Annotated in this window: 11 protein-coding genes; 8 read left to right on the top strand and 3 right to left on the bottom strand. The window is 61.4% G+C overall.

Going from position 1 to position 11739, the window contains the following annotated elements:
* Window positions 1-276: 276 nt before the first annotated feature.
* Window positions 277-1311, top strand: a complete 1035-nt coding sequence (locus EB235_RS28665; protein WP_027034033.1) for a LacI family DNA-binding transcriptional regulator — start codon at window positions 277-279, stop codon at window positions 1309-1311.
* Here the strand turns inward: EB235_RS28665 and EB235_RS28660 are convergent.
* The 3 genes from EB235_RS28660 to EB235_RS28650 all read right to left on the bottom strand — a co-directional run bounded on the left by EB235_RS28660 (window position 1299) and on the right by EB235_RS28650 (window position 4450).
* A complete protein-coding gene (locus EB235_RS28660) occupies window positions 1299-2249 on the bottom strand; it encodes an alpha/beta hydrolase (protein ID WP_080680973.1) in 951 nt (316 codons plus the stop codon). The two genes, EB235_RS28665 and EB235_RS28660, sit on opposite strands and share 13 nt — an antisense overlap.
* Window positions 2250-2272: 23 nt before the next feature.
* Window positions 2273-3421: a Gfo/Idh/MocA family protein gene (locus tag EB235_RS28655; protein WP_027034035.1), complete on the bottom strand. Its 1149-nt coding sequence runs from the start codon at window positions 3419-3421 to the stop codon at window positions 2273-2275.
* Window positions 3422-3688: 267 nt separating this feature from the next.
* The gene (locus EB235_RS28650) at window positions 3689-4450 is read right to left on the bottom strand and encodes a DeoR/GlpR family DNA-binding transcription regulator (RefSeq protein ID WP_027034036.1); all 762 of its coding nucleotides are present in this window, start codon (window positions 4448-4450) and stop codon (window positions 3689-3691) included.
* Window positions 4451-4612: 162 nt separating this feature from the next.
* On the opposite strand from EB235_RS28650, the gene EB235_RS28645 reads away from it, so the two are divergent.
* From EB235_RS28645 to EB235_RS28615, 7 genes are all read left to right on the top strand, one after another.
* On the top strand, window positions 4613-5413 hold the full coding sequence (locus EB235_RS28645) for a class I fructose-bisphosphate aldolase (protein ID WP_027034037.1): 801 nt from the start codon (window positions 4613-4615) through the stop codon (window positions 5411-5413).
* A gap of 3 nt (window positions 5414-5416) precedes the next feature.
* Window positions 5417-6367, top strand: coding sequence for a PfkB family carbohydrate kinase (locus tag EB235_RS28640; RefSeq protein WP_027034038.1), 951 nt, complete (start codon window positions 5417-5419; stop codon window positions 6365-6367).
* 90 nt (window positions 6368-6457) lie between these two features.
* Window positions 6458-7603 carry an ABC transporter ATP-binding protein gene (locus EB235_RS28635; protein WP_027034039.1) on the top strand — a complete coding sequence of 382 codons (1146 nt, stop codon included), beginning with the start codon at window positions 6458-6460 and terminating at the stop codon, window positions 7601-7603.
* A 120-nt stretch (window positions 7604-7723) separates the two neighbouring features.
* Window positions 7724-8971, top strand: a complete 1248-nt coding sequence (locus EB235_RS28630; protein ID WP_027034040.1) for an ABC transporter substrate-binding protein — start codon at window positions 7724-7726, stop codon at window positions 8969-8971.
* A 133-nt stretch (window positions 8972-9104) separates the two neighbouring features.
* Window positions 9105-10001: a carbohydrate ABC transporter permease gene (locus EB235_RS28625; protein ID WP_027034041.1), complete on the top strand. Its 897-nt coding sequence runs from the start codon at window positions 9105-9107 to the stop codon at window positions 9999-10001.
* Window positions 10002-10006: 5 nt separating this feature from the next.
* Window positions 10007-10849 carry a carbohydrate ABC transporter permease gene (locus tag EB235_RS28620; protein ID WP_027034042.1) on the top strand — a complete coding sequence of 281 codons (843 nt, stop codon included), beginning with the start codon at window positions 10007-10009 and terminating at the stop codon, window positions 10847-10849.
* A gap of 63 nt (window positions 10850-10912) precedes the next feature.
* The gene (locus EB235_RS28615) at window positions 10913-11734 is read left to right on the top strand and encodes a sugar phosphate isomerase/epimerase family protein (RefSeq protein WP_027034043.1); all 822 of its coding nucleotides are present in this window, start codon (window positions 10913-10915) and stop codon (window positions 11732-11734) included.
* Window positions 11735-11739: the final 5 nt, after the last annotated feature.

Genomic DNA, 11739 nt, shown 5'->3' with positions numbered 1-11739 from the left:
AGCAGGTTACGCTCGACCGTCCTCAGATGCGCCAGCATGGCCTGGCTGGCGCTTTCGGGGTCGCGGCGTAGCAGAGCATCGAATCCGTTTTGCCGTCCACGTGCGGTTTCAGGGCGTCAATAAATAATTTGACGCGCGCAACTCTTTTGCGTTGTACTGGAAACGCTGAAATTTGACTGAACAAATTCGGTGAAGCAATGCTGCCTCTCGGCATCGGTCGCAAGACTGATTCTGGCTGGAAGGCTGGCGGCGAGGGCAAAGGGGCCTGAAATATCGATGGCGGAGAAAACCCACCGCACGATGGATGATTTCGCCAGGGCGTCCGGCGTGTCACGTCCGACCCTGTCGAAGTATTTCGACGATCCGGCCAGCGTGAAGCCGGCGACGCGGGCGCGCATCGAGGCGGCACTGCGATCCTCGGACTATCAGCCCAACGTTTTCGCGCGTAATCTCAACCGCAAGCGCACCCGCAATGTCGGCATCGTCGTGCCGGCGCTCACCGATCCGTTCTATGCCGAAATGGTCAGCCGTATCGAACTGCGCTGCCGCGACGAGGGATTCTGGCCGATCGTCATCTCCTCGCACGGTTCGCCGAAGCTGGAGGCGGAATCGGTCAGGACGCTGATGTCGCTGAAAGTCGCTGGCGCCATCGTCGCTCCGCTGGGATCGGTCTCCGAACCCGGCGTCTTCGAGCGTATGAGCGAAGAGATTCCGATCGTCTATTTCGACACCTACATCGAAGGCGACACGCCTTTCGTCGGCAACGACAACCACCAGAGCACATCCACCATCGTCGACTATCTCTGCCGTTCGGGCGAGCCGCCGGTCTATGTCGACATTCCGCACGTCAACCACAATTCGGGCGAACGCTTGCAGAGCTATATCGAGACGATGCGAGCCGCCGGCCTGGAACCTGTCGTTCTCGAAGCGGCGGGCGGCTACAACTGGGATTTTGAGCGCATCGGCCATGAATGGATGGAGAGGGCGCTGGAAAAAGGCGGCCTTCCGGCCCGCACATTGCTGTGCGCCAATGACCGTCTCGCCTTCGGCGTCATGGCGGCGGCTTTTTCGCGCGGGCTGAAGATCGGCCGCCGAGCCGATTGCGACTTCCGTGTCGCCGCCCATGACGATCATCCGCTGAGCCGCTACACCTGCCCGGCGCTGACCACCATGGCGCAGGATTTCGCCGCCATGGCCGGCCGCAGCGTCGAGATGTTGCTGGCCTTGCTTGATGAGACCGACCCGCCCGGCCAGGGTCTGGCGCGCAACGTCAAGCTCGGCGCCACGCTGGTGATGCGTCAGTCGGCCTGAGCGGGCGTCTGCTGTTTGAGCCAGGCCGCCGCTTCGCTCACCACTTGCCGCGCGGCCGGTATGTGACGGCCCATCGAGACGAAGCCGTGGATCTGGCCCGGCCAGTGCCGCAGCACCAGCGGCACGCCTTCGGCCCGTAGGCGCTCAGCATAGGCCGTGCCTTCATCGGCAAGGATGTCGTGGCCGGCGATCGTGACAAACGCAGGTGCAGCACCGGCAAGCGTTGATGCCAGCAGTGGCGATACCCTCCAATCCGTGATGTCGTCCGGCGTTCGCACATAATGGTTGCGGAACCAGGCCATGGTGGTGGCGGTGAGCCCGAAGCCATCGGCGAAACGCAGGTAGCTGTCCGCCGTCTGGCGGGCATCTGTGTTGGGATAGATCAGGATCTGGGCGGCAAGCGGCGGCGCTAGCCCGTCGCGGGAGAGTAATGCCAGGACGGCAGCCAGGTTGCCACCGGCGCTGTCGCCTGCGACGGCAATACGGGCCGGGTCGATGTCGAGCTCGCCGGCATTTTCCGCCATGAAGCGGAGCGCCGCGGCGCAATCCTCGAACCCTGTCGGAAACTTGTACTCCGGCGCCAGCCGATAATCGGGGCAGACCACAACGGCATTGCCCAGATTGGCCAACCAGCGGCAGATCTCGTCATGCGAGGAGAGATTGCCGATGACCCAGCCGCCGCCATGCAGATAGAGCACGGCGCGCGCTCCGCTCCGCGGCGCGCCGATGCCGCGATGGATGCGGATCGTGACCGGGCCGTTCGGTCCGTCGATCTCTTGTTGCGAGGTCTCTGCCACCGGCTCGCGCTCGCCCTGCTGTGTCGGGAACGAGGCGATGTAGGCGGCCCGTGCCGCCGCCACGCTGCCGTTCTCGAACGGCACGCCCCCGGCCGCCCGGCCGACTTCGAGAACGCGCAGCGCATCCCGATCGAGCGTCATTTTCATCTCCGGCGTCACTGCGTCTAGGCGAGCAGGCTGCTGGCTTCGTCCTCGGTCAGCAGCGCCGGCTGGACGACATCTCCCGTAATTGCGACCGAGCTCTTCGTTTCGCCCGAACGCAGGATCGCTTCCATGATCTCCAGCACATGCAGCGCCAGATTGCCGGACGCGCGAGGTGCTGCACCAGTCTTCAGCGAGCGCACCAGATCGGCGACGCCGAGCATGCGATAATTGGCGCGATCGGGCGCGGCATAGGGCCAGTTGCGGGCACCATAGAGCTCGCCTTCGCTGGCGAAATCCTTCCAGCCGGCGCCGCGTTCGGACAGCGAGACGGTGCCGCCGAACGTGTCGGGATCTGGCAGACGCAGCGAGCCTTCCGTGCCGTGCAATTCGATCGGGTGGTTGGAATGCTTGAAGACGTCCCACGAGGCGCCGAAGGTGACGGTGGCGCCGGAGCGGAATTCGAGCAGCGATAGCACGTTGGTCGGCGTTCCGACCTTGAAGGTGGTGTTCTTGAACGGCCCCTCGGCAGTGATCAGGCGTTCTTCCTGGCCCTTGGTCGCCATTGCCATGACGCGCGCGACAGGGCCGAGCAGATTGACCAGCATGGTCAGATAGTAGGGACCCATGTCGAACACCGGGCCGCCGCCCGGCTGGTAGTAGAATTGCGGGTTTGGGTGCCAGTGCTCCATGCCGCGCCCCATCATGAAGGCGGTGCCGGTGACCGGGCGGCCGATGGCGCCATCGTCCATCAGGCGGCGCGCCCGGCGGCCGGCGGCACCGAGGAACGTATCAGGCGCCGAGCCGAGCAGCAGGCCGCGCTTTGCCGCCTCGGCTACCAGGCGACGCCCGTCGCTGGCTGATGTGGCCAGCGGCTTCTCGGTGAAGACGTGTTTTCCCGCCGAAAGCGCAGAAAACGAAATGTCGAAATGCGCTGCTGGAATGGTGAGGTTGAGCACGAGATCGATCTCGGGGTCGGCGAGCAGCGCATCCACGCCGAGCGCCCGGATGCCATATTCCTTTGCCCGAAGCGCCGCCATCTCGGACGAAATATCGGCGCAGGCGCGCAGCTCAATTCCACCGAAAAGCGCGGCATTGCGCAGGTAGGTCATTGAGATGTTGCCGCATCCGATGACGCCGATTCCGAGCTTCGCCTCTGATTTTCCCTGCATTTTTGGCCGTACCTCCCAACTTCGTCATGCTCTGCCGGATCCGCCGCGCCGGCAACGGATCATTCAGGGAAAACGCTATACAACATTTTAAATATTGACGCGCGTAAAATTTTTATAGAACATGCGAAAACGCTGGCGTGACTTCGGGAGGCTGCCAGCCTTGGGAGGAGAAGATGGCAGACATGAAAAACCGGCCGACAGCCGGTCCTAAGCTCATGGGTCATGCGCGCATTGGATGTTTCCGTCGCGGGCAGGGACCGAGACGGGTCAGGCATAAATGACCTTGGCCCCGGTCCTATCAAGCTGGCTGCGTATCGGGTCGGACAGGCCATCGTCGGTGATCACAACATCGACGCTCGACAGTGAAAATGCCTTGGAAGTTCCGCTGACGCCCCATTTGCTCGAATCCGCAAGGAGGACAACGCGCCGGGCCATGCGCACGAGGTTTCGTTTCGTTCGCGCCATGTCTTCGTTCACGTCGACCACATCCAGTGACGAGTCAATCGCATGAGCTCCAACAAAGACCTGATGCGCCACCAAGCCGCCGAGAGCCGTGTCGGCATCGGTGATCAGCGTGCTCACCGTGTCTGGATAGACCCGGCCACCGATCATGTGAACGTCGAGCCCGGGCCGATGCATCAGATGCTGCACGATATTCATCGCCGTGGCCGCGACCACGACATTGCTGAGCGGCGGTAACAGCATGGCAACCTGCATCAATGTCGAGCCGCCGTCGAAGATGACCGATTGGTTGTCCTCGAACAGTTCTACCGCTGCCTGGGCGATGCGTTTCTTTGCATCGAGGTTCGTTTGCATCCGCCGGGCAAACGCGGCCGTGGTCGAATCCGTGGTCCGGGTCACCGCCCCTCCACGGGTCTTGGTCAGCAGTCCCTTGCGGTCGAGTATCTCGAGGTCGGAGCGCACCGTGACTTCCGACACGCCAAAATCGTCTGACAGCTCCTTGATGCGAACCTGTCCGCTGCGTTGCACTTCACCCAGGATCGATTGGCGTCTCTGCTCTGACAACATTGCCCTGTCCTTGCCTCCATCCGCCAAGCGATCGCCCTGGCCTCGGTTCACTCTACCAAAAATAAGCGAATTCGAAAGATTTCGAAAGATTGCATTTATTATTTCTTTCGAAAACACTGGGTCCGAGATTTTGAAGTCAATCAATTGGAGAGTTTTGGACTCATGAGCCTCGGAACCAAGGTGCGCTTGGCGCGCCTCTTCTCACATCCATCGGGAAATCTTTTTGGCGGCGCCGTCGACCACTTTGTCGGCTATGGCGACGTGCGCAAAGGCGGTCTTGCCGACCTGCCCGGCGCGCTTGCACGCGTCATGGTGGGCAAACCCGACTACGTCAGCATCCAGCCTGGCACCGCTCGCCATCTGTGGCCGCAATATGCGGGCAAGGCTGCCCTGGTGATCCAGGCCGGCTGCTTCACCCCGGACGATCGCATCAGTGAACTGATTGCAACGCCCGAGGATGCGGTGCGCGCTGGCGCCGATGCGTTGGCCGTGGCCATTCCAGTGCGCGGCGCGACCGAGGGCAAATACATACGCTGGCTGACCGATTCGGTGAATGCTGCAGCCCGTTACGGCATGCCGGTGGTGGCGCATATCTACCCTCGCGATTTTACCGACGGAGCAAAAATCGTCTTCACCCCCGATGAGATCGCCTATGCGGCACGCATCGGCTACGAGTCCGGCGTCGACGTGATCAAGATCGGTTACACAGGCGATTTCGAGTCGTTCCGGGAGACCGTTCGGACCTGCCCGGTGCCGGTCGTGATCGCCGGTGGTCCGAAGACCGACACGCTGCTCGGCGCCCTTCAGCAGACGGCGGACGCCATCCGTGCCGGCGCGCGCGGTGCCGTGGTGGGCCGCAATCTCTGGGGGCATGGCGATCCGGAAAAGGCGGCGATTGCCTTTCGGGGCGTCATCCATGACGGCCTTTCGGCACAAGACGCCCTGGCGAGAGCGGGTGCCTGACCGATGCCCACCGTCCCTTCAATCCTCGGCTTCGGAGCTATTGCGATCGACGACATCGTCTATGTCGATCAGCCCTTGTCGGCCGGTAAGGGGAAGGTTCTGCAAAGTGCCCGAGCTTTCGGGGGAAATGTCGCGACGGCGCTTGCCGCCGTCGCGCGGCTCGGCGGAAGCGCCGGGTTCGTCGGATGGCTGGGCAGCGCCGCCGACGACGACGTGTTGTGCGATCTCGTTGCGAGCGGCGTTGAAACCGCGTTCGCGCCGCGCCACCCGCACGCGCGCCCGGTGCGCTCGCGGATCACCGTCGGTTCGGATGGGGAACGGTTCATCGCGTATGACGACGAAGCGATGCTGGGCACCGCGCCGGACTTTCCGGACGAGGTCCTCAGCCGTGCGGCCGTCCTGATCGTCGATAGTTACGGGATTGGGTCGCTGGATGTCGTGGCGCGGGCTCGCGATCTCGGCCTTGCGATCCTTGGCGATGTCGAATGGAGCAGCGGCCCAGCCACGGAGCGGCTGGTCGCGCTCTGCGACCATCTCATTCTTCCGCTCGGCTTTGCGCGGACTGCCACGGGTTGCCGATCGCCCGCCGAAATACTCGATGCATTGTGGTTGCCGTCGCGGTCCGCCGTGGTTCTGACGGATGGCGGCAGGGGCGTCTTCTATCGTGGACGCGACGAGACAGGGCTCTGGCACCTGCCTCCGCACCGGGTTGTCGTCGTCGACTCGACCGGCGCCGGGGACTGCTTTCATGGCGCCTATGCCTATGCATTGACACGCGGTGCCGACACCGCGGGCCGGGCGGCATTCGCTGCCGCGGCGGCGGCGCTTTCGATAACGGGGCGGGGCGGGCGCGAGGCGCTTCCGACCCACGACCAGGTCACGGAACTCCTGGCGTCGGCGAACGCGCCGTCGGCAATCGAACTCAGATATGCGCAACTCGATACCGGAACATAGCCTGAAACGATCCGAGGAAACATTTTCACAGGTGAAAGTGAGTCAATAAAAACAACAAAATCAGTGGCTTGAACTTGTGGGGGGAGGAATATGGCAGAAGTCGTTCTTGAGAATATCTGCAAGACATACGGGAACAATTTTCACGCAATCGACCAATTGAACCTGTCGGTCGAGGACGGCGAGTTTTTGATTCTCGTCGGGCCGTCCGGCTGTGGCAAATCCACCGCGTTGCGGATGATCGCGGGATTGGAGGACATCACCAGCGGCAGCCTTCGGATCGGCGGTGTCGACGTCGTCGATATGCCGCCCAAGGACCGCGACATCGCCATGGTCTTCCAGAGCTACGCGCTGTACCCGCATATGACGGTGTTCGAAAACATCGCCTTTTCGATGCGGCTGGCAGGCAAGCCGAAGGCCGAGCGCAAGAAACGCGTCGACGAGATCGCCAAGACCCTTCAACTGACGTCTTTGCTGGACAGCAAACCCGCGAACCTTTCCGGCGGACAGCGTCAAAGGGTTGCCATGGGCCGCGCCATGGTGCGCGAGCCGGCAGCCTTTCTCATGGACGAACCCCTTTCCAATCTGGACGCGAAACTGCGCGTGCAAATGCGCGCCGAAATCACCCGCCTGCAAAAGCAGCTCGGCGTGACGACCATATACGTGACCCACGATCAGACCGAAGCGATGACGATGGGGGACAGAGTCGCCGTGCTGAAGGGCGGCGTGCTGCAGCAGGTCGACACGCCCAAGAGGCTCTACGAATCGCCGGTGAACGCCTTTGTTGCTGGCTTTATCGGTTCTCCCTCGATGAACCTTTTCGAGGCGACAATGACGGGCGGCGAACTGATGTCCGGCGCCTTTGCCATCCGGCTGCAGGATGCAGCCTTCGTGCGCAGGCCGGGTTTGAGGTCGTATGCAGGGCGCAAAATCGTGTTCGGGATCCGACCGGAGGATCTCTATGACAGCAGCCTCGAATCCGGCCGCAAGTATCAGACGATACCGGCAAAGGTGACCTCGATCGAAGAACTCGGATCGGAACATATCGTCCATCTGAACATCGATGGGGTCCGGGTGGACTCCGGCGACCCCGACGCAGTGCAGGATTTCGGCCTGACGTCGAATGCGGTGGCGAGATTCGAACCGGACAGCACAGTTCGCTCCGGTTCGGAAATCCGGTTGGCCCTGGATGATACCAAGCTCCATTTCTTCGATCCCGAGACACATCTGGCGATCTGAAGATCTGTGGCAGAGCCCGCAGGCGAGGGTGAGGCGCCTGCGAAGCACTCGTAAGAAGACTTCTGAATGAAGCAGACGATCGGCCGCATTGTGCGGTCGATCCCAGAGAAGGAGGAGAAAATGATGTTTCGGATAAAACCCGCGATGCTGAAAATAGCCGCGGCAGCCTGGTTGCTTGGCGCAACCGCCGCCATGGCGGACACGACGCTGGAATTCACCCAATGGTGGGAGCCTGAACTGCCCGCAGGCTCGTTGCGGAAAATCCTGGACGATTTCGAGGCCGCGAATCCTGGCATCAAGGTGACGCTGGTCAGCGGCCCCTACGCGACCACGCGAGACCAGATCTCGGTTGGTGCCGCAACCGGAACGCTCAGCGACGTCGTCGGTCTCGACGGTGCCTGGGTGAACAACCTGAATGCGCAGGGCGCGCTCGCCGACATGAACGCGATGATGGATGCGAGCAAGTTCGACAAGACCCAGGTCGCGGATATCATCAAGGTGGACGGCAAGGCGGTGATGTTTCCCGTGGCTTCCTTCGTCTATCCGGTCTTCGTGAATTTGGACCTCGCCGCGCAGGCCGGCGTGACCAAGCTGCCGTCGACCCGCGCGGAGTTTCTCGACGCCGCCAAGAAGATGACGCACGCCGACAAGAACCAGTATGGCTGGGTGCTGCCCCTGTCGCTGCAAACGCCATCCGGCGTCCAGAACGACATGATGTCGTGGGTTTGGGCTTCGGGTCAGTCGATGATGGCAAACGGCAAGCCCGCTCTCGAGGGCAAGCCCGTGGTGGACATGCTCACCTTCGTCAAATCGCTCAATGACGCGGGCACCATCTCGCCCGGCATCGCCACCAAGACCGAACAGGAAAAGGTCGAGGAATTCGTCAACGACCGGGTCGGGATGATGATCGACTCGCTCGCGCATGTGAACCTCATCCGCAAGCGCAATCCCAATCTGAACTTCGACCTCATCCCGGTCCCGGTCGTGGAGGGCTATACGGGCAAACGCGGCCTTCCCTATGCCTCCTGGGGCATCGGCATCTCCGCTGCCTCGAAACATCAGGAAGAGGCCTGGAAACTCGTCCAATATCTGATGAGTGAGAAGGTGAACGCCAAGCTCGTGTCGCTTGCAAACGCCTTCCCGGGCAACGTCAACGCCAAGCCCGATTTCGTGACCTCGGACAAGGCTTTCGCCAAGGCTTTTGAAATCTTCAAGACCGGTTATCTCGCCAATGAGTTCACAGGCCTGCCGGTGGCTGAAGACCTGATGACCCAGTTCGACGTGCAAGCCCAGAAGATGCTCGCCGGCGAGCAGTCTCCCGAACAAGCCGCCGCCGCCGCTCAGAAGGGCTGGATGGCGAAATTCTGATCGGCCTGTTCCCGTTTCTTCGACCGGGTGGCCTGACTTCGGGCGGGCCACCCGGCAACAACGGATCGGCAATTTGAGATGGACCTGTTTTTGAAGCTTACCTTCTCTTGAAGGCGTATCCCAAGGTTGGCACATGACCCGGCAAAAGCGCTCCCACCACAAGCTGAAACGAGCGGTCGCACCCTACCTCTATCTGTCGCCCTCGCTCGTGATCATCAGCCTGCTGATGCTGCTGCCGATGGTGACGGTGATTGGCTATTCGTTCCAGAACAGCGCGGTGCTGCGTCGCGACCCGTCCTTTGCCGGGCTGAAACACTACCAGGCGATCTTCAACGATCCGGTGTTCTGGGCTTCGCTGTGGCACACGCTCTACTTCACATGCATGAGTGTCATTTTCCACATGACCATCGGCATGATCTTCGCGCTCATGCTGAACAGCGACCGCATCAATCCGATGCTGCGCAATATTCTGCGTGTGCTCTACATACTGCCCTGGCTGTTCACCGCGGTGATCATCGCCGTGATCTGGCGCCTGCTGCTCGAGCCGAACGGTGTCGTGAACAGCATTCTCCTGCAATTGGGTATCATCGGTTCCAAGGTCGAGTGGTTTTCGTCGCCCGAGACCGCGCTGCACGCCGTCACCTTCGCCAATATCTGGGCGGGCTACCCGCTCTTCATGGTCAGCCTGCTCGCGGGTTTGCAGGGCATTCCCAAGGATTTCTACGAGGCCGCCGATATCGACGGAGCGAAGGCCTACCAGAAGCTGATCTTCATCACCATTCCGCAGCTGATGCCGATCATCATCAGCATCTCGCTGCTCGACTTCATCTGGACCATGCAGGTCTTCCCGTTGATCTGGATAACGACGGGTGGCGGTCCGATCTACTCGACCGAGGTGCTGAGCACCTACACCTACAAGCTGGCATTTTCGAGCTACAACCTGTCGCAGGCTTCGGCGAGCGCTGTGGTCATATTGTTGATCTCTCTCGGCCTGACGCTGTTTTATATTCGCTATCAAAAGGCTCGGTAGTCACCATGAGGAAAAGGCATACGCCGAAAGACAGGTTGATCACCGTCGCGCTCCATATAGCGCTTGCAGCGGGGCTCTTTTTCGCGGCATTCCCGATCTACTGGATGCTGAGCAGTTCGTTCAAATCGAATACCGAAATCTTTGCCCTGCCACCAACCATCCTGCCGAAGGCCTTCACGCTGGAAGCCTATGCAGCCATCCTTGGCGACCCGGTAAAGCTGCGCTTCTTCTTCAACAGCTATTTCGTGGCGGGAACGGTGACCGTGTTGACGGTGCTGATCGCCTTGCTGGCGGCCTACGGGTTCAGCCGTTTCAACTTCCGCGGCAAGGGCAGCCTGAACACACTCATCATCAGCACGCAGACGATTCCGCCGATCACGCTTTTGATCCCGTTCTTCGGGCTTGTCGTCTCATACGGTATCTTCGATACCTACCTCGCACTGATCCTGACTTACCTGGTGTTTACACTGCCCTACGCGATCCTGCTGATGACGGGATATCTGAACACCTTGCCCCGCGATCTCGATGAAGCCGTGGCTGTCGATGGCGGCACCAGCTGGACGGCGCTTTGGCGGGTGGTCGTCCCGATTTCACTGCCTGGTATCGTGGCGACGTCGGTTTACACCTTCTTGTTGTGCTGGAACGAATTTCTCTTTGCGCTGACGCTGACGAAGTCGACCTCGATGCGCACCGTCCCGATCGGCATCCAGCTGTTGATGGGGCAGCACGCCTTCGAGTGGAACCAGATGATGGCGATGAGCGTGCTCGGCTCGCTACCGCTCTTGTTCATCTACCTCGTTGCCCAGAGGTACTTCCTCGCCGGCATGACCGCAGGCTCGGTCAAGTAGGATGTCCTTCCCACGGCGACGCAGAGTGGCATCAAGCAATAAGCGGTATCAAGGATTGAAAGGATGAACGTGAAAGACCTCAAAGTCGGCTGCCAGACCTTTACCTGGGAAATGCTGGGAGACCGTTTTACCGGCGGCCCCGACGATCTGTTGAAGGCCATCGCCGATGGCGGCTATTCCGGCATCGAGATCACCGACACCATGATCGGCCGCTACGCCGACCGGCCGTCGGAGTTCGCCGCCGCGCTGAAGTCGTCCGGCCTGACACTCGTTTCCTTCGCCTTCGGCTCGGACAGCGGTTTTACGCTCAAGGAGGAGATCGGCGCCGACCTTGCGGCGGCGCAACGCTGGATCGATTTCGCTTCCGCCTTTCCCGGCGCGCTGGTCTCGATGGGGTCGGCAACGGTGGTGTCCGACGGGCCGCGCGACGACAAGTTCGCCATCGCCGCGGAGGTTTACAACAAGGCCGGTGAGCTCGGCCGCAAGGCCGGTGTCCAGGTGGCGGTGCATCCGAGTTCGCACCATAACACGCTGCTGTTCGACCGCGCCGACTATGACGCGATCTTTGCCTTGCTCGACCCCGGTCTGGTCGGCTGGGTGCCGGATACCGGCCATCTCCTGCGCGGCCACAAGGACATGGCCGACACGCTGCGCACCTATCGCGACCGCATCCGCTACATCCATTTGAAGGACGTTGACGCCAACGGCACCTGGGCGATGCTGGGCCAAGGCGTCTGCGACACATCAGCGGTCATCGAGATCGCGAACACCGCGCCACACTTCAACGGCTGGCTGGTGCTTGAAGAGGAATCCGACACGGCCGCCGCCAATCCCGCTGGCGCGGTCAAGACCAACCGCCAGACGATGCGCAGCTACGGCGCCTGAAGAAC

Origin of the sequence: Mesorhizobium loti R88b (genome assembly GCF_013170845.1) — a bacterium.
Classification (GTDB): domain Bacteria; phylum Pseudomonadota; class Alphaproteobacteria; order Rhizobiales; family Rhizobiaceae; genus Mesorhizobium; species Mesorhizobium loti_B.
The sequence above is the reverse complement of the archived record's forward strand: the minus strand, read 5'-3'. Positions and strand labels throughout refer to the sequence as shown.